The sequence below is a fragment of the Acetobacterium bakii genome, assembly GCF_001263355.1.
GTDB lineage: Bacteria > Bacillota > Clostridia > Eubacteriales > Eubacteriaceae > Acetobacterium > Acetobacterium bakii.
Genome location: NZ_LGYO01000001.1, coordinates 45,721 through 64,997, shown reverse-complemented (window position 1 = coordinate 64,997; position 19,277 = coordinate 45,721). Strand labels below are relative to the sequence as shown.

Sequence of the window (19,277 nt, the reverse complement as noted above, 5' to 3'; positions counted from 1 at the left end):
GCCAAGGTCAACCATATCAAAGCCGGCGCTTTCAATCATCAGGGAGACCAGGTTTTTCCCGATATCATGTAAATCTCCGGCAACGGTACCGATGACACAGGTACCCAATTTGGAGGAACCATCACCAGCCAGGTGGGGCTTTAGAACATCAACGCCCTTTGCCATGGCTTTGGCGGCGATGAGCATTTCCGGGACGAAAATTTCGCCGGTGGAGAATTTTTCGCCAACAACGCCCATGGACTCAACCATGGCATCCAGAATATCCTGGGGATTATTCCCGGCATCCAGTGCTTCCTGTACCAGACCCGGAACGAGTTTGGATTTTCCTGCTTCTACCTTGGCTTTTACTTCTTCAATTTTAGTCATGTTATTCCTCCAAATTATTTTAGTTATTCAATTATTACCGGTTCAAGGTTATGGTATTTGTCTGTAGTTAACTGAATTTTAAATCAATTTAATGTGCAAGTCAACCATTTTTTGAAAATAATTTATATTTACTATTTTGTAAATTGTATAATTTTAAAGTGTTTATCCTTTTCATTCACTCTTTAATCCCTAGTATTATCGTAAATATTTTAATTTACAGTTATTTACCATAAATATCTGTAGACAAACTACTTTTAACGTGCTATTATCAACCCATAAGTTAAACACAGCTAATATTATACACGATCAATCATTTTGTAATCTCAAGTGAATCAGCTAATTATTGATATTTCTAATTGTCAATAAAATATGTTATCAGGAGGAAAAATGGAAAGCAGCGAATTTAGGAGTAAACTATTTACTGATGTTTTAAAAGGAGTAAAACCTAAAAGGGTCCCTGAGGCATGCGGAGTTAATGCATGTGCAGCCCTGGAACTTGCGGGTTACGACCTTCGATCTGCACAATATGGTTATACCAAAGTCTTGGAAGCAGCCGAAAAACTTAATGCCAAGTATGATACCGATACCTTGATTGGTACTTGGCCGGCAATGCCCTATGTTACAAAAGCAATCGGCAGCCGAACCAATGTCATGGGCGCTGATGGATTTATGCAGCATCCCAATGTACACATAATGGAACCAAATGAATATGATGCGTTAATCCGCGATCCATTAAAGTACATGTGGGATGAACAAATGCCCAGAGCCTTTACAGAATTTTCCGAACCATGGCCAAATAATGCTTTTGCATTAATGAAGGCATTTTTAATGGAAAAAGAAGTGGGCATGAAAATGTTCATGGCAAATTACGAAATGTCATTGAAATATAATAAATCCACCACACCGGTACTCACGGGAATTTCCCGGGCCCCTTTTGATTATCTGGCCGATTATTTCCGATCATTTACCGGCGCACTTACCGATATCAGACGCTATCCGGATAAGGTCCTTAAGGCTGTTGAAACATTAAAACCATTGATGGTCCGAGGCGCATTGGCTTCCACCGCCGGTGCCGAACCCACCCGCGAAGGCAATCGTATCTTCTTTGCATTGCACATGGCAACTTATATGCGCCCCAAAGATTTTCAGAAATTTTGGTGGCCAACCTTTAAAGAAACGATCTGGGATGTATACAATGCGGGATTTGGCATCCTTATTTTTGCCGAAGAAAACTGGATGCAATTGCTGGATTGTTTTGATGAACTGCCTCCACTATGCCACATTATGTTTGAATATGGGGATGCTAAAATAATTAAAGAAAAAGTTGGGAAAAAACATATTATTCAAGGACTGTATCCTGTCGACTTACTCAAACGGGGATCAAAGGAAGAAGTAACCGCCAAAGCCAAGGAATTATTAGATGTCATGGCTCCCGGCGGACAGTATATTTTTGATTTTGATAAATCGATTCTCAGAGCAAAACAAGTGAATTGGGATAATTTTGGATATTTGGTTGATTGTGTTAAAGAATATGGAAAATATTAGGAGGAAGTCAATGAGTGCTTACAATGAAATTAAAGAAAAAAACAAAATATACAGCGAATATTTCTTATCCAGCGAGGCTGTTTTAAAAAAATATGACATCGATGCCGGAGCTTGTGAAGATATAAAAGAATCCTTCGGGCTCGTTGAAGACATGCTTTTATACTTCACATTGACAACGCTAAGTAATTAAACCTGAAAACTGTTTAATTAATGTCCCACACGGCATTAAAATATAAAAGCAAGGCGAGGAAAGGTAATCTTTTGATGTTGTGCCATATGGCAATGTTAATTCTGAGAAGATAACTGATGCGTTATCCTAATGATCTGCAATTGCTTTTAATTAAAAATTAGAAGCAGCTACCCTATTTCTGGACTTTATTCTTTCTATTTATGAAAACGCATACTAAGCAGGCATGTGTGGATCTTGCAAAGAATGCATCAATGTATGAGCGCCAGTTAATAATTACATTTTGTGCTCCTCCCTGATGGGGTTGGAAGAAACACTTTACTGCTTTAACACTGTTTTACTGATTTATAATTCATAAGCTTAACAACTAAAAAAAACGGAGGTTTATCTTGAAAAATAATACATTTCTAAAAATTGCGGTTTTATCGGTTTTCTTTGTGCAAATGGGAGTTGGTACCATCACCCCGGCAATCGCCAATATTGCTGCCGCATTCCCTGATGTTCCATTTACAACCTTATTACTCGTTTCTACCTTGGCAGTACTGGTATCCGTACCAGCCACCCTTATCTCCGGTCGACTTGCCGGAACCGTGGTTAAATACAAAACTCTGTTAATCATTGGTATGGTTCTCTTTATCGCTGGCGGTATTGCTCCCTACTTCATGGTCACTTCGTCCTTCGCTGCAATCCTGGCAGTTCGTGCCGTCTTTGGTATCGGTCTTGGGATTGTAACTCCACTTGGTGCCGCTTTGATCATCGCCTTCTTTGATGGCGAAGCACGAGCTAAAATGATGGGTCTCAGTGGCGTGGTTGCAAATATCGGCGGCATCCTTTTCCAATTACTCGGCGGTGTAGCCGCTGCCAGTTCCTGGGAATTGGCTTTCCTGGTCCATGGTCTGGGAATCATCACATTTATCCTGATTCTGTTTTTACCTGAACCCGCAAAAGTACCTGCTCAAGCAGCCGGTGAGACCAAACCAAAATTACCGGGTTCTGTTTTCGGATTTGCCTTTGCAATATTCTTTATGCTGATCCTTGTCTACCCGATGTTGGTCAACATGTCCACCATTATTGCTGTAACCGGTTTGGGTGGTGCTCCAGAAGCTGCATTGGTCTTAACCATGTTCACAGTTGGAGGCATGGTATCCGGATTAATCTTTGCAAAAGTTTTCGGTATTTTCAAGAAAAACACACTTGCTGTCGGTCTTGGTCTTCTGGCTGTTGCCATGGCAAGTATCGGGCTTGGTAATACCATTATCTTTATGTATATCGGAACAACGGTTGCCGGTATCGGGTTCTCCTTCATTCTGCCAACGGTCTTTATGGATTTAGGTGCAGCTGTTCATCCGAGCCAAATGGCAACTGCTTCCGGTATTATAATGGCATCTATGAACGTCGGTGGATTCTGCTCCGCCTATTTCTTTGCTTTCCTGGCCGGAATCATGGGTATGACAGAAGTAATCAAATTTCCATTCTACGTATCAATGACTGCTTTCGCAGTTGCTGCCGTGGCTTATCTGTTTATTAAACCAAAACAGGCCGAAGTCCCTCAAGCTCTATAATTGTCGATGCTAAGTTAAGATTATTCTGAAACTAAAAACCAGTGCAGCGCATTATCGTGCGGCACTGGTTTTTTATTGATAACCCGTCCAGGGGACAATGGTAAATCGTTGTCGGCTGCATGATCGGACAGGCTCTGGCCTGTTCGCCATGATGCCGACAACTGATGTTACGATTGTCCCCTGGACTTACTTTCATCTTGTCTACAATCGCAAGAATGCCAAACATAATTATTCCACATTTTTTTAATTAAACCTTATCCCCATATTTTAATCGATGGTATATTCTTCCAGACGATCAACGGCCCTAGTCGGCAGCAATGTTAGAAACACGCCAAACAGAATGATGCCGAATCCCACCAGTGAAAAAGCTGAAGGTATTTCCCCCACAAACGCAAACACCAGTATGGGGTTTAAAATCGGTTCCAGAAGTGAAACCATCGATGCCTTAAGCGCTGAAATTAACTTGATCCCCTTAAAGAAAATCAGGTAGGAAAGTCCAATCTGAAAAACCCCCAGAAAAAGGAGTCCCAGCCAACCGGCCATGGATAACTCCGAAAAATCAAGCTTACCGGACATTAAAACCAAAATCACCGCACATAAAAAGATATTATTCAGCCCAACTACCGAGGTATCCGAAAACGGATAATCCTTTTCCATAAAATACTGAACCATCGCATAGGCAATGCCGTTGGTTAGAGCCAGCATGTTTCCCAAAAGATTTCCACCAACCGAAGCACTGAGAATGGCTATAATTCCAATTAGAATAAAAATCCGGGGAACCAACTCCCGCGATGTGATTTTTTTCCCCTTAATGATGTAAAAAAGATACAGCCACAACGGTGCGGTGCATTGTAAAATAATAGCATTGGCTGCGGTTGTTATCTTGGTGGTCAGAACAAACATAATACACAGATAACAATACGACAGGACCAACGCCAAATAACTTTTAGAAATCCTTATTTTTTTCCATTGAATAAACGGCAAAAAAATAAGCCCTGCAATCATTGCCCGTCCAAAGGTAATGGTGTAGGCATTAGCGTCAATGAGCTTTATAAAAAGCCCTCCGGTGCTAAATAAAACCATAGATATAATTACAAAAAAAATGCCTTTTCTGTTATTCCCCATATATACTCCTTCAATTTCTACTATTGATCATACCATATTTCATAAATATTTTCGCTGTATTTTTTTCTTTCTTTCCTGTATAATAAAATGCAAGAAAGACGAGGTAAACTGTCATGTTATCACAAGTAAAAAGTTCCGGCCTAATGGGTATTGACGGTGTCATTGTTACTGTGGAAATCGATATTTCGAGAGGGCTGCCCTCCTACGCTCTGGTTGGGCTCCCTGATACCGGTATTAAGGAATCCAAGGATCGTGTTTTTTCAGCCATTAAAAACAACGGCTTCCAATACCCCATGGATCGCATTACCATCAACCTGGCCCCGGCCGACCTCAAAAAAGAAGGACCGGCTTTTGACCTTGCCATCGCCATCGGCATTTTAATTTCTTCAAATCAACTGACCTGGGATGATACCGCAGATTATCTGGTTATCGGGGAACTCTCCCTAAGCGGCGAAATCCGCAGTGTCAGCGGCATCCTGCCCATGGTTTTAGAAGCAAAAAAAGTCGGCATCAAAAACATTCTTGTCCCCTTTGCTAACCGGCATGAGGCTGCGGTAGTCCAGGGTGTTGATGTGTTTCCGTTAAAAGATCTGGCGGAAGCCGTTTCCCTGATTAATGGGGAACTAATCATCAACCCTTTCAAGGTCGATTTAAAAACCCTCCTGACCCCAAAATCAACCAGCGGTGGCATTGATTTTTCCGACATTCGCGGCCAGGATCAGGCCAAACGGGCCCTGGAAATTGCCGCCGCCGGATCTCACAATTTGCTAATGTCAGGTCCTCCCGGATCCGGTAAAACCATGCTAGCTAAAGGATTTTCTTCGATCCTACCGGATCTCACCCTGGATGAAGCCCTGGAAATCACTAAAATTCACAGCATTTCCGGTTTACTCAAGGACAATGCCATTATTTGTGAACGACCCTTTCGCTCCCCCCATCATACCATTTCCAAAACCTCACTGGTGGGCGGCGGACGCATCCCCAAACCCGGTGAAGTATCCCTTGCCCATTTAGGAGTCCTTTTTTTAGATGAGCTTCCTGAATTCCAAAAATCTGCCCTTGAAGTCTTACGTCAGCCCATTGAAGACCAGGAAGTCAGTATTTCAAGAGTTAACGCCTCCCTCACCTTCCCGGCCAGCTTTACGCTGATCACCTCCATGAATCCCTGTGCCTGCGGTTACCTCAATGATCCATCCCACGAGTGCATTTGCACACCCCAGCAAATCAAAAATTATCAGGGAAAAATTTCCGGCCCGCTAATGGATCGCCTGGATATTTTTGTTGAAGTTCCGCCGACCAGTTATGAGGAAATTCAAAACAAACCCAAAAGCGAATCCTCCCAAACCATCAAAGAACGGGTGGACGCCGCCCGAGAAATTCAAAATAAACGCTATGAAAAACTGGACATCTATTACAATGCTCAGTTAACCCCCAAACTTATGGAAAAGTATTGCACGCTGGGAAAAGAAGAACAAAAATTAATGGAAAAGGTCTACGATAAGATGAGTCTCAGCGCTCGTGGCTACCATCGCATCCTCAAACTGGCCCGCACCATTGCCGACCTGGATAACGCTCCGGACATCACCATTTCCCATCTCACCGAAGCCATCCAATATCGAGGCATGCTCAAATCACATTAATCATCTCCCCACTAAAAAAGGCCATCATCCCGTCCTGTTTGGTTTAAATAACTGTGCTGCCCATATAGTCACTACTGTTGAGTTTATTAATATTAATAAAAAGACCAAAGACTTCCTGCAAAATGCATAGAAGTCTTTGGAACTTTTCAATATCTTTTATCGGCATAACTGACCCAACCGCCCTTGCTCATTCTGTCATTGAAATTACGATTGGCGGTGAATGCACAGACTTCTCCATTAGCCAGTACGCCATTGCTCATGCCAAGACAGGCACCGCAGGTGGGATTGCGTTGTGTATCTACTGTTCTGTTATTTTATAGCATAGAAACCTGCCTGCATGCCTGAGACCCATAGAATCTCGATAGTCGAAAAACCGACTTCTTTTAAAAGCTCTATATGGGATTCAATCGAAATCGGTAGAAGCTCGATCCCATAACGACTTATATGCTTATCTACAGCATCAATACTTTTACCATTCATTAACTGAGCCTCTCTCCACCGTCGAAGACCAATTTGAGTTCCTTTTTCCGTATTAGCCCTAATCGTTTCAAAAGTAACGTAGATACCGCCTTCTTTAAGCATTCTAAAACAATTTTGTGTAGCTTTTATACGATCTCCGATATCCAAATAATGATGAACCATAATAGCGGTGACAACATCAAAGCTATCACCACACACCAGTTCCTCACTGCCCGCCAAAATATATGTTATATCTTTACCTGATAGTTTTTCTTTGGCAATATCAAGCATACTTTTCGATGGATCGGCCGCTACAAACCTTATATTCTTGAAATGTTCAATTGCCTTGAGAATGAGAGTCCCTGTTCCGCTGCCAGTATCAAGCCATGACTCTACCGTTGGTTTCCCTAACTTAATTAGATTAATGGTCTCGTCGTGAAATAGTTGATACTTAGGAATAGTTTTTGTTACATTGACATCATACTCAATTGCCGATTGTGACGTTTTATTATCTCTCATAAATATCAAACTGACCTCCTTTGATTTAATGGAACGGTTTGAAATCATTTTAGTAGGTACTTTCCCAGTATTTTCGAACCGATCTTTCCCTCTAATTAATAATTCTTATCCGCGTAACCAACCCAGCCACCCTCTTTTACAAGGGTTTTATCAAATTCACCAACTTTGAACTCAAGGGTCTCAGATTTTTCATCCGCTTGAATCATGATTTTACTTTCATCCACATCGATACTCATTGCAATATCTTTGCCCCCATAGGTTTTAAATAAATAATCAATGGTTTCTTTGGACAGCTCAATGGCAAACATCCCGCAATTGTACATATTCTGTCTGAAGATTCGCGCAAAATTTTCCGCAATGACCACATTGATCTCATTGACTTGCAATGCCCATGGTGCATGCTCCCGGGATGAGCCGCAACCGAAATTTTCTCGCGTTACGATAACTGCTTTATTTTCAAGATCTTTGGTACTGAATCCTTCAAGGAATAAATCTTCCAGCAGATACGGCTTGAGCGCTTCTTTGGTGATTTCTGTCAGGTATTTTGCCGGAATAATTTCGTCAGTATTGATATCGCTGCGATCCAAAAATAATACTTTTCCGCTAAATGTCTTCATCTCTATTCACCCGCCAATACTTCAAATAAATTGGAATTCGTAATCGTTCCGGCAATTGCGGTTGCTGCTGCCGTTGCCGGACTCATCAAATGCACCGTACCGCCCTTGCCCATTCTGCCATTGAAATTTCGATTGGTGGTGGATGCACAGACTTCTCCATCCGCCAACACCCCGTTGCTCATGCCCAGACAGGCGCCGCAGGTAGGATTGGTGACACAAAAACCGGCTTCGTGGAAAATTTCAATCAGCCCTTCTTTCAGCGCCAGGGAATAAACAGCTGGTGAAGCAGGGCTCACAATGGCCCGGATGTCATTGCTGATTTTTTTACCTTTCAGGATACTGGCAGCAATTCGCAAGTCTTCAATACGACCATTGGTACAACTGCCAATGTAAACCTGATCGACTTTTGTATCTTTCATTTCCGCAACTGTTTTCACCTGATCGGGTTTATAGTCGAATGTCACCAAAGGTTCCATGTCTGAAATATCAAATTCGCAGATCTGTTCATATTCTGCATCTTCATCGGAAACCCATTTGGAATATTCTTTACGAGCTTCCTCTTTACTTGAAAATTCGTCTTTAATATGATCCCATAAATAATCGACAGTGGTCATATCGGGATAACAGATCCCACAGGTTCCCCCTGCTTCAATGGCCATGTTGCAGAGGGTCATTCGGGATTCCATAGACATAACATCCACCGCCGTACCGGTAAACTCAATAACCATGTTGGTAGCACCATTGACTGTTAACGCTTTAATAATGAAAAGAATCAAGTCTTTGGCAAATACCCCCGGCTTTAATTCCCCTTTAATCACTATCTTGAGGGTTTTCGGGAAATGAAAGGCACAGACACCTTTTAGAATCCCCACTTCCAGATCGGTCGTTCCCGTACCTGCTGCGAAAGCGCCAAAAGCTCCGTGAGTACAGGTGTGAGAATCCCCCATGATAATGGTATACCCTGGCCGGACAAATCCTTTTTCTGGAAAAATGGCATGACAGACACCATTTCTGCCCACATCAAAAAAATCTTTGATATCATGCCTTCTTGCCCAGTCCCTTAAAATTTTCTCTTGTTCAGCCGTTTTTGAATCCTTAGCCGGTGTGACATGATCGATCACTGCCTTTATTTTTGTGGGGTCAAATACCCGATCCATGCCTCGATCCATCAAATCTGTGATTGCAATCGGTGTGGTGATTTCATGACAGAAAACCCGATCCAGTTTTAAAACATGGGTGTCCGGAAATGGTTCATCCACCCGATGCGCATCAAATATTTTTTCAGCAATTGTTCTACCCATTCTTTACTCCTCGCTATTATTGTTTCAGATAACCTGAAAGCTTATACAGGGTTATCCTTTCTGTATAAGCTCAATCAGGTTTCAATATTTTTTGTATTTTATGATTTATCACGTTTTATAATCCTAAAACGCATCCGCGCATTTTGGCTTTACTCGACCAGCTGAATGCCCAGTTTGTCAGCTATTTTTATGGCTTCAGCGGTTGATGGCACTGCTTCCCGCAGCACCAGCCGTCCGCCGCCGCGATTCAGGGTATCCACCGAACCCGTCATCTCATCGGTTTCAATGGTGATTTTCTGGATGGCATGCTCGGTACCCTCGATGATCTCAACAGCAATCCCCAGTTCCTTCACCTTATCAATAGCCTGATTATACATCTCATAATCCGAGGTGGATGCGCCGAACACTGCGCCCATTAAGATCCCCGGAATATTGATGGAGCGCCGTTTAAACAATTCTGGATATAGCTCAATGGTGACTTTTTTAATGGTCCCCTTGGCCAGCTTATTGGCAATACGAGCGGCATTAGTCGGTGATCCAACTGCCTGGCTGCTTCCCCCCACCACGGCATCGCCATAGGTATTTAAAACGGACTTTGTATCACTGGCCATTTCTTTGGCCAAACGATTAGCCTTGGCCAGCGTTTCCGTCATTTGTTTGGCCTCTGCTTTTTTAACTTCTTCGGCCACCAATGATTCAACTGCAGCTTTACGTTTAAAGAAGGGTTCCATATATTCAACCACCGTTGGCACAAGATACTTTCCTGACTCCACATGAACCTGGCTGGCCATAGCGATCATGACGTCAAATGGAACATTGACCGTCATTTCAACTTTCGTACACATTTTTCCGGCATACATCCCGATGAGGATGGCGCCGCCCACATGGGTTGTACAGAGTGCTGGTACCAGCACCCGGGGTGTACAGGGAACACCAATCGTCGGTGACATTGCCAGAACCATGGCTTTTTCCATCTGTTCTGGTGTTCCGCCTTCCAGAACCGCGGTAGCTGCCGCAATACAGGCAGCTCCGGCACCGAAACCTTCCATGTTGCATCCGGTTGTGACCTTTCCCACACGGAAAATACTGCCTATTTTCAATATCAACGCAGCAATCTCTGCTACGGTCTTTGCCTCATAGCCATTGACCTGCATGGCTTTGATAAATCCGGCATACGGACAGGAATCCCCGGTTCCGGCACAGGGTCTGAGCCCGATGCAATGATTGCCAACCTGGGCTGCCAGGGTGAACAACAAGGCATCATCCAGCATTTTATCGGCAAAGCATTTCGGCCCTTCAATCTTGTTTAATTGAGAAGCAACGGTTCCCAAAAGGATGCTCTCACCGTCTTTCAATCCAATTTCCAGCGCTCGAATATTATGATCGTACTCTTCCATCACCTTTGTGAGAATCTCTTCTCTCGCCAGTTCGGTCTGTATTTCAGTTTCCAGCAGAACCACGTCAACCACCCTGGCTTGATATTCAGTCGCCAGTGCAACCACTTCCCCAATAGTCAGGGGCTGCATCTCACTGATTTTTTGTCTTAACTCTAACATGGTCATCCCCCTGATCTATTTTCTTCCTGTTGCGTAATTCCTTTCGATTTCTCGAATCGCATCCAAACCAATTAAATCATTGAATTCAGCAAAGGTAACCATCTTATCCATCACATTTGCGGTGGTGTCATCATTTTTTAATGCAGTCCATAAGTCAACCATGGCTTTCATCGCTACATAAATTGAAGCTGTGGGATAAATGGTCAGGTTGTAACCGATGGCTTCCAGTTCTTTATTTTTTAATAAAGGTGTTCTTCCGCCTTCCACCATATTTGCCAGGGTATATCCTTCAATCTGCGAATTGATCATTTTCATTTCTTCAATGCTTTCTGGTGATTCAATGAAGACAATATCCGCACCAGCTTCTTTATAGGCCTGACCGCGTTTGATGGCTTCTTCAATTCCCATGATCGTGCGGGCATCGGTTCTTGCCATAATCATAAAATCCGGATTCATCCGGGTATCCACTGCCGCTTTGATTTTGCCCACCATTTCATCCATGGGGATGATTTCACGGCCGATCATATGACCGCATTTTTTGGGCATTACCTGATCTTCCAATTGGATCACGGCAACACCGGCTTTTTCATATTCACGGACGGTGCGCATGACGTTAACGGCATTACCGAAACCGGTATCCGCATCAGCAATCACAGGTACCCCGGCCGCCTCCACGATGTTGGCAGCTCGGGCCACCATTTCACTCATTGTCATCAGTCCCACATCCGGCTGACCCAGATGACTGGCAGATTGTCCGTATCCGGTCATATAAACCGCGTCAAATCCCAACCGGCCAATAATTTTTGCCGTCATCGCATCATGAGCTCCTGGTGCAACTACCATTTTCTTTATTTTTAATAATTCTCTCATTTTTGCAGTTTGATTCATTTTATTTATCTCCTGTTTTTTTATTTTTTAATAAATGTTCCAATCTTTCAACATAAAATCCAATACTTCATCGGGAAACCATTTGCTGAGCACGCCCAGTGAGAACATCAGATAGTGCTCATCAAAGACCACCCGCGGGTGATCAATGGGCAGCAATGAATTGCCTGGATTTTCAAAAGCACCTTCTATGATTTTTGCTTTTTCCTCATCTGTGGCATTTACCATAATACCGCCCGCACAAACAATGTTTTTTATATGTCTCAAATCCCGACCCATCGCCGTTCCAGCCATTACACCCATTATTGCATCATCTCCTTTGGCATATATGCCAGCATGTCGATGAATGGCAAGATGAATGGCACAAATTGCTATGGCGTGATCAATGTTTTTTTCTTTTTCATTCTGTGGGATATAGGTCGTCATATCTTCTACTTTTTCAATGTAGTCAATGATCTCTTCTCCCGCTTCCACAAGCGATTGATCCATTAAACTTAGCAGGGTTTGAACGCCCACCGCTTGAAGCACGCCGTTTGCGCTGACGCGCATCCCTAAATTGCCTTCCACGGTCCGGTAAGAAAATTGCTTTTCATTATTGATTACCAATCCCCTTTCCTCCAGTTTGAGTTCCTCTAATTCGGGAATGGCAGAATGGACATCGGTTGTCGCACCACCAATATCGATGAGCATCAGACTGCCGATCCCTTCTGTGCCATACAGACCCTTGGCCAGTAATTCACTGGCAAATAAAATAGCGCCGGGTGTTGGTATAACTTCTTTGCTATTCAAAGTTTCGCAAAATTTCTTTACTCCCCGGGCATTCACAATCTGATTGATAAACTGGCCATGGATGGCTTCCCGGGCCTCTTTTGTATTAAGCTCATGAATCGTTGGAATGATGTTTGGCACCCGAATGTTTGAAATCCCTGCTTCATCCAATAATCTTGCAGCTTTTTTCTGAGCATTGCGATTGCATGCAATAATAACCATGGCTTTGGTTTTAACCTTGCAGATAATTTTTGCATTCTCCAGAGCCGAGGTTTCATCGCCGTTATCGGTTCCGCCAGCCAGCAGGATGATATCCGGTTTTATTTCGTGAAGTACTTCTTCCCGATATTCCGGCGGTTCATCAACTGAAATGACCTCCATTACCCTTGCCCCGGCTGTCATCGCAACTTCTTTGGCTGCTTTAGCTGTCACCTGAGGCATATAACCCATGGCAACCATGCGCAGCCCGCCGGCTGCACTACAGGAGCTATACCGGTTTACCATTTGGACAAATGCTATTCCCTGATGTCTGATCTTTTCTTCTGCCTGTTGAGCCCCGATTGCCACATCTTCCAAAGTCGTAGCCGCCTGACCAACTCCCAGATAGGTCAGCCGACCTGGGATCAAATGGTAAGCCACTGCTTTTGTATAGGTACTGCCGATATCAAAAACAATCGTATTTGCTTTCATCATCTGTACATTATTATCGAAGTTTTGCTTTTTCAACAAAAACATAACCTTCCATGATGCGTCTGGCAGTGCGGACCAGTGCCACTTTCTCCACAGTCTGACCTTTTACCTTAGAGACAACTGGAATGACTCCTGCCGGGTGGCCGATTCTGACCGTATCGGATTCTGTTTTTCTGAGCACCTGATTGACAATGGTTCCTGCGATTTTTGCAGCAGAACCGGTGCAGGCGGTTGCGGTGCCGGCGTAGGTTTTATGCAGCACCTGCATATACATCAGTCGTGAGACAAGATCCACTTCATTTGCCTTGATGGTATTGCCAGAAGTAAAGTCAATATAGTCTGCCGGTTCACTCACAAATGCGATCATTGGAAATGCCGGTGATTTTTCAGAAGCTTCTTTCGCATCTTTTGCCATACCAATCATGGCGCAGCATTTGGACCGAATTTCTTCCAAATAATCCAGAAGCTCTGAATTGCCGTCAATTTCACCCGGGGTTTCAGTTCCTTTCATCTTTATATCGGCTGCATGGATGAAAACGCAGGGGTTGGCAACATCAACGATGGAAACCTTTAAAGCGCCTTTACTGGTTTCTATTGTATCCATTACATTTCCAGTAGGAAGCACCTTGCCTGTGGCCGCTCCAGCGGTTCCTGTAAAATCCATCAGTTCGGCGGCATTGGTTCCCGGAACGCCATCAATTTTAAAGTCCCCGCTAACCTTTGCTTTTCCGTCTTCAACCTGAACTTCAGCATACAATAACTTGCCGGTATTGGTATTGTGAATGCATACTTTTGTTTTCGGCTCAACAGCTTTTACAAAAGACTCATCAATGGCGAAAGGTCCCACGCCAGACGAAATATTCCCGCAGTTTCCATTATAATCCACCGTCGTATCACCAATACTGACTTGAGCAAACGTATAATCCACATCCGCTTCCGGATGGGTTGGCGGGCCAATAATTGCCAGCTTGCTGGTTAATGGATCGGCCCCAGCCAATCCGTCGATCTGGCGGACATCCGGGCTTCCAAAAATTCGAAGGATGATTTTGTCTCTCATAACCTGATCGGCTGGTAAATCATTCTCTTTCAGAAAAATCCCTTTACTTGTTCCTGCTCTCATAATGACACATGGTATCCGAAACTGATCACTCATTTTATCTCCTTATCATATCTCTTAATTTTCTATTTATATCTTATTTCTTCTTATCAATCATATCTCCGATCATTCTGACGCATTTCTCAGGTGAACTGTCCGGTCCGAAGAAACCGTCGATGCTCATAAACCCACTGCCTTCGTTTTTGATCTTGTCTTCATAAAAACGATGTTCTTCTTCTTTTTCAGCTATCCGTCCGCCGGCGCAGACGACCATTTTATCCCGCAGTCCCAGTTCTTCCAAACGTTTGCTGACCCGTGGAAACAGGGCCATGCCCAGACCCAGCAAGTTGCTGACGCCAACCGCATCCGCATTGACTTCCGCCGCTACTTCTGCCACGCTTTCCGGCAGATTCATCCCTCTCAGATAGACAACATCATAACCTGCTTCCTGAAAAGCCTCTTTGATAACATTAATCCCATTGACGTGGGCATCTGCTCCCACGGTGGCCAAAACAATTTTCTCTTTACGGGTCGGTGCTTTTTTCTCATGAACCTTCACGTCTTCTTTGCTTTGGGCACAACGGGAGGCATCCACACCCAATGGGGTATAGCCTTTCACGTAACGAGTGATGCCATCTTTATCGCGATTGACGACAACATGGCGTTTTAAATCCCAGCCTGCGGCTCGCTGACTGTCTAGCACCCCACTTTTGCCGGCCGCCACAATCAGTTCGATGAGTTCAGTGTCGGACCATTGCCGCCAGAAAGCATCATTTATTTTATCCAGCGTCAGGTCTTTAACCTTCAATGCTGCTTCCAGTACAGCCAGGGATTCGTTGATGATTTCCGCTTTTCGAGCATCAATAACGGGTGACTGGATATTAGGATTATAGATATTTTTAAACACATCCTCGGTTCCCCAGATCGACTGTCCCATGGAATCACCGGTTGGAATTCCTACCGATTCGGCTGCCTTTGGCCGGTAAAAATCGGCTCCTCCCAATTTTGCGGTTACCGCCATTCTTGAAAAATGGGCAGCTTCAGCCACAAGATTCTGAGGCGGGTTCTGGAAGGTTTCAGGTACAACAATGATGGATTTGCTCTGACAGGCTTCTCTGAAAGCCCCCATTACTGCCAGATCCGCATAGATGTTGATCCCTGCCACATTCATCTGAATGGCCGATAATTCCCAGGGCAGCTCGGCATGAACAGCCAGACCTTCCGAGAGCAGACACATGGCCAGGGCCATACCGTCGGTGCCGCCGATATTATTAAGGTGCTTATGGGAATCCAATTGCACAAAAATATTATTTTCTGCACAAATTTGAATAGCTTTATAGCCATTGACCACCTTGGTTTTGTAGTCGTGAATGCCCCGACCGCCAAAATGAACATGAATCACCGGGCCGATATCCGTGCCGTCAAAGCCTGCAATCAGCGCATTGATAATGGATAAATGGGGGGTATCGCCGGTGGCATTGATCCGGACTGGGTGTTTGGAGCCGCCGCCCATGGCAATGAATTCCCGCTCCCCTATGGGGGTGATTCCGCCTTTGCCACGTGACATATTGATCAATTCTCTTCCTTTTAAAGGATCAATATGACGTGTTGCTTCGGCATGGACGAAATGAAAAAGAGTTTCGTCAATTTTATCAGCATAGGCGTACATATTCAGGCTCTCTGCATAGGTTTCTTCGGCAGAATTTCGGCCCAATATCGGGTTTTGTATGGGCCAGCCTCTTTCTTTAGCCTTTTGGGACAGCTCATAAATACGGTAGCCGCTTCGGATGGTACCCGCGACTTCCCGGGGATATGGTGCCGGCAGACCAACCACTTCACCGTTTTCGTCCAGATCAGGCATTTCAACCCCAAAACAATCGCTGAAAGCCCGAACGGACTCAATATCCTCTTTGATAATACGTTTCGTTTTTTCCTGCATAATTTCCTCAATTCTACTAATTTCATTCCAGGTAACAGCGTCTTTTTATTCAACTGATTCCGACATCACCCGGATCAATCTTACTCTCCCGGTGCAAACCGGGGGAGTAAGATTGATCCTGCTTTTACTAAAATCTAGCGAAGACCATCTTCGCATTTTGCTTCAGCTATGGTAAGTCCGCCGATTCGCGGATGAGGACGACCGCCATTGCTAAAAACCAGGGCAATGACGATTTCATCGCATTTTGGTGCATCGTGCAGACGGATTTCCATTGCATTATAATGGGTCCGAACAAAAGCGGCATCGACATAATGCAGAGGCACATCCAGCGCCGTTCCGGCAGGACCGGATTTTTTGGCGGAAGGGATAATCGACTTTCCGCCGCCAATGGCGTCACGCATGGGTTTTCCCAATTTAGGATGAAGGATAGCCGCACCGTGTTCAAGCTCGCCATCCAGCCCGATGATAGCGCCTTTTCCGTAGGTTTCGATTTTTCCATCCAGGTGCTTTGCTGCTATTTTGCTTAAATGCTCGCCCAACCATTCTCCCACTTCACTGAGTTCATCCAAATCTTCTATGTATTTTCCGGCAAAGGGATTTTTAATGACAGCCGCCACGGAAACGGTTGTGATGGGTTCTTCCAATTCCTTGAATCCTTCAAAACGTACTTCATCGATGGTCGTTACAATCTTTCTGATTTTTGGTTTTATGGCCATTTTTATTCTCCTTCAATAATTAGATTTTTAGGTAATTATATTTTTAAATATTTTTTGCCGGTCTTTTTGCCGGCGGTGTGTTGCGGCTGACGTTGACAACAATTTTGCCATTGATCAGTACCATACTGATACCGGGAATATCCCCTGCGGCAATGGCGCCCATGGCATCATCAGCCACCGAACCCATTGGCGCATCCATGATAACCAGATCGGCTTCTTTGCCGACTGCCACCATCCCGGTGTTCAATTCATAAACCTTTGCCGAGTTACCAGTTGCCATGCAGACGACAATTTCCGGAGCGATTTCTGCCAGGGAAGAAATCTGACACATATTTCGTAAGATCCCCAAAGCAATCAGGCCGGTTCCGGAAGGTGCGTCATTGCCAAAGATTAAACGGTCCAACTGTCCTTTTTTTTGGGCCCGTTTTGCCACGTAGTTGGCTATTTTCGGATTACCGCACTGAACAATCTCCATGGCAAAGTCGGTTTCATCCATGATGCGGTCTGCTTCTGCTGCGGAAATGGCGGTGGGTCCACCATTAATATGAGAGACAACATCCGGTTTTGTCTTAATTACATCATCTGCTGTTACCGTTGAACTTCCCGGAATAGAAGTACCGCCCGTGTGCATCTGGACTTTAAAACCATACTTATGAGCCCATTCGACCATCGGTGCCGCATCTTCCGGTTTCTTTATGCTTCCCAGTCCCACTTCGCCCACAAGCCAGACACCCTGGGCTTTCATTTCAATAAAATCTTCTTCCGTCAGGCCTTTTTCCAGAATCACAGCCCCACCATGAACTTTAACGCCGGATGGCGGAGCATTGTAATAGGACTTGCTGATGGCAATCGCCAGCGCTTTGGCTCCCGCCGGATCTTTGGGACGCCCGGGAAAATGGGCTTCTCCGGCGGAGATCATGGTCGTGACACCGCCATGCAGCGCACTGCTGATAAAATCCATGGTTTTCTGTCTTGGCGCAAACTCGCCGCCACTGACATGGACGTGAGTGTCAAACAACCCAGGAGTTACGGTGGTTCCGTTAGCATCAATAATCGTTGCCGCTTCGAGATCCGCCAACAATTCGCTTCCGCCAATTGCAGTGATCAAATTGTCTTCAACGACGATGGTATCCGCCTGGAAAACTGGTTTGTTGATATCACCTGTTACAATCTTCCCAATATTTTTAATAACTATTTTACTCATTGATTTCTTCCTCCATATTCTATATTCAGGTTTACACCTGGAATCTACTTTAATTTAGTACGCCATTGTCCGCATCCGTTTCTTTTTCTTTGACCGCGGCCACAATATCCTTTGGGAAAATCGGCAATTTAGTGAACCGCACATCTAAAGCATCTTCAATGGCCGCTACAATCGCCGGAATAATTGGAATCAGGGCCGGCTCACCCACGCCCTTTGCGCCAAATGGACCCGGACCCCCTTCACTTTCCACCAGAATCGGGTATATCTCAGGCACGTCCAGATTGGACGGAATAATATATTTTGAAAAAATTGGATTTTTAATGGATCCATCTTTATCAGAAACTTCAATTTCTTCCATCAGTACAAAACCTTGTCCCATCACAACCCCACCTTCGATCTGTCCTTCAACCATGGACTGGTTGATGGTTTGACCCACATCATGGGCTGATACAACCTTTAAAACATCCACTTCGCCGGTTTCCGTGTCCACTTCCACTTCACAGATGGTGGTGGCATAAGAATAAACTTCATAAGGAATACCGGACATGTCTTCGGGGTCAAGGGTGGTCGTTGTCGGGTTGTAATACCCGGCGCCAACCGCCATTTTTCCGGCAGTCTTCATTTCGGCCATTAGGGTATGATAAGTCATCGTGACAGTTGCGTCCCCATCTTTTGTTACCATATTGTTGCTAAAATCCAATTCCTCGGGTTGACACCCCAGATACGCCGCTGCCACGTCGGCCAATGTCCCTTTTGCCTGTTCACAGGCCTTTAAGACTGCATTGCCTGTAATCAGTGTCTGACGGGACGCCGATGTGGCGCCGCCATCCGGCGTTACCCGGGTATCGCCCCAGGTTACACGAACCTTTTCATAGGTGATTCCCAGTGCCTCTGCCGCCAGCTGAGCCATAGCTGTTCCGCTGCCCTGACCAATATCTGCCGCTCCAAACATCAGATTTGCTGTTCCGTCGCCAAGCACTTCCACGAAAGCTGCTGCCGGATTGGGAAGACCGGTGTTACCGATCCCGTACCACATACTTCCGACACCCTTACCTCTTTTTTTCAAAACACATCACCTCCTGCTGACTGCTTATCTCAAGCA

Annotated in this window: 18 protein-coding genes and 1 pseudogene; 4 read left to right on the top strand and 15 right to left on the bottom strand. The window is 44.7% G+C overall.

Annotated features, from left to right (window positions below; all coding sequences use genetic code 11):
* A partial coding sequence (locus tag AKG39_RS00310) for a B12-binding domain-containing protein (RefSeq protein WP_201780227.1) occupies window positions 1-366 on the bottom strand: 366 nt, incomplete at its 3' end.
* A 387-nt stretch (window positions 367-753) separates the two neighbouring features.
* Here AKG39_RS00310 and AKG39_RS00305 point away from each other — a divergent pair.
* The 3 genes from AKG39_RS00305 (at window position 754) to AKG39_RS00295 (ending at window position 3,660) form a co-directional block, all read left to right on the top strand.
* Window positions 754-1,911 carry a uroporphyrinogen decarboxylase/cobalamine-independent methonine synthase family protein gene (locus AKG39_RS00305; RefSeq protein WP_050738358.1) on the top strand — a complete coding sequence of 386 codons (1,158 nt, stop codon included), beginning with the start codon at window positions 754-756 and terminating at the stop codon, window positions 1,909-1,911.
* Between the two features lie 10 nt (window positions 1,912-1,921).
* A complete protein-coding gene (locus AKG39_RS00300) occupies window positions 1,922-2,101 on the top strand; it encodes a hypothetical protein (protein WP_050738357.1) in 180 nt (59 codons plus the stop codon).
* A gap of 386 nt (window positions 2,102-2,487) precedes the next feature.
* The gene (locus AKG39_RS00295; protein WP_050738356.1) at window positions 2,488-3,660 is read left to right on the top strand and encodes an MFS transporter; all 1,173 of its coding nucleotides are present in this window, start codon (window positions 2,488-2,490) and stop codon (window positions 3,658-3,660) included.
* Window positions 3,661-3,691: 31 nt separating this feature from the next.
* Here the strand turns inward: AKG39_RS00295 and AKG39_RS19910 are convergent, their stop codons facing one another.
* Together AKG39_RS19910 and AKG39_RS00290 are read right to left on the bottom strand one after the other, a co-directional pair.
* A complete protein-coding gene (locus AKG39_RS19910; protein WP_126981219.1) occupies window positions 3,692-3,886 on the bottom strand; it encodes a hypothetical protein in 195 nt (64 codons plus the stop codon).
* A 41-nt stretch (window positions 3,887-3,927) separates the two neighbouring features.
* Window positions 3,928-4,785 carry a DMT family transporter gene (locus AKG39_RS00290; RefSeq protein WP_050738355.1) on the bottom strand — a complete coding sequence of 286 codons (858 nt, stop codon included), beginning with the start codon at window positions 4,783-4,785 and terminating at the stop codon, window positions 3,928-3,930.
* Between the two features lie 113 nt (window positions 4,786-4,898).
* Between AKG39_RS00290 and AKG39_RS00285 the strand changes: the two genes are divergently transcribed.
* Entirely contained in the window at window positions 4,899-6,425 is a 1,527-nt protein-coding gene (locus AKG39_RS00285; RefSeq protein ID WP_050738354.1) for a YifB family Mg chelatase-like AAA ATPase, read from the top strand.
* A 146-nt stretch (window positions 6,426-6,571) separates the two neighbouring features.
* Here AKG39_RS00285 and AKG39_RS19615 read toward each other — a convergent pair.
* The 12 genes and pseudogenes from AKG39_RS19615 to AKG39_RS20780 form a co-directional block, all read right to left on the bottom strand.
* A pseudogene (locus AKG39_RS19615) lies at window positions 6,572-6,703 on the bottom strand (hypothetical protein); the annotation flags it as partial.
* Window positions 6,704-6,734: 31 nt separating this feature from the next.
* A complete protein-coding gene (locus tag AKG39_RS00280) occupies window positions 6,735-7,403 on the bottom strand; it encodes a class I SAM-dependent methyltransferase (protein WP_160316120.1) in 669 nt (222 codons plus the stop codon).
* Window positions 7,404-7,498: 95 nt separating this feature from the next.
* Complete coding sequence (locus AKG39_RS00275; RefSeq protein WP_050738352.1) at window positions 7,499-8,020, bottom strand: 3-isopropylmalate dehydratase small subunit; 522 nt, start codon at window positions 8,018-8,020, stop codon at window positions 7,499-7,501.
* 2 nt (window positions 8,021-8,022) lie between these two features.
* Window positions 8,023-9,321, bottom strand: a complete 1,299-nt coding sequence (locus AKG39_RS00270) for a 3-isopropylmalate dehydratase large subunit (RefSeq protein WP_050738351.1) — start codon at window positions 9,319-9,321, stop codon at window positions 8,023-8,025.
* Window positions 9,322-9,470: 149 nt separating this feature from the next.
* Window positions 9,471-10,877, bottom strand: a complete 1,407-nt coding sequence (locus tag AKG39_RS00265) for a serine dehydratase alpha family protein (RefSeq protein WP_201780225.1) — start codon at window positions 10,875-10,877, stop codon at window positions 9,471-9,473.
* 15 nt (window positions 10,878-10,892) lie between these two features.
* On the bottom strand, window positions 10,893-11,765 hold the full coding sequence (locus tag AKG39_RS00260; protein WP_050738349.1) for an isocitrate lyase/PEP mutase family protein: 873 nt from the start codon (window positions 11,763-11,765) through the stop codon (window positions 10,893-10,895).
* 27 nt (window positions 11,766-11,792) lie between these two features.
* Complete coding sequence (locus tag AKG39_RS00255; RefSeq protein WP_242852523.1) at window positions 11,793-13,259, bottom strand: glutamate mutase L; 1,467 nt, start codon at window positions 13,257-13,259, stop codon at window positions 11,793-11,795.
* Window positions 13,234-14,373 carry a 2-methylaconitate cis-trans isomerase PrpF family protein gene (locus AKG39_RS00250; protein ID WP_050738348.1) on the bottom strand — a complete coding sequence of 380 codons (1,140 nt, stop codon included), beginning with the start codon at window positions 14,371-14,373 and terminating at the stop codon, window positions 13,234-13,236. Before AKG39_RS00250 ends, AKG39_RS00255 begins: the two co-directional genes overlap by 26 nt.
* A gap of 40 nt (window positions 14,374-14,413) precedes the next feature.
* On the bottom strand, window positions 14,414-16,255 hold the full coding sequence (locus tag AKG39_RS00245; protein WP_050738347.1) for a cobalamin-dependent protein: 1,842 nt from the start codon (window positions 16,253-16,255) through the stop codon (window positions 14,414-14,416).
* 134 nt (window positions 16,256-16,389) lie between these two features.
* A complete protein-coding gene (locus tag AKG39_RS00240; RefSeq protein WP_050738346.1) occupies window positions 16,390-16,971 on the bottom strand; it encodes an amino acid synthesis family protein in 582 nt (193 codons plus the stop codon).
* Window positions 16,972-17,014: 43 nt separating this feature from the next.
* The gene (locus tag AKG39_RS00235; RefSeq protein ID WP_050738345.1) at window positions 17,015-18,175 is read right to left on the bottom strand and encodes an amidohydrolase family protein; all 1,161 of its coding nucleotides are present in this window, start codon (window positions 18,173-18,175) and stop codon (window positions 17,015-17,017) included.
* 49 nt (window positions 18,176-18,224) lie between these two features.
* The gene (locus AKG39_RS20780) at window positions 18,225-19,241 is read right to left on the bottom strand and encodes a xanthine dehydrogenase family protein molybdopterin-binding subunit (protein WP_050738344.1); all 1,017 of its coding nucleotides are present in this window, start codon (window positions 19,239-19,241) and stop codon (window positions 18,225-18,227) included.
* Window positions 19,242-19,277: the final 36 nt, after the last annotated feature.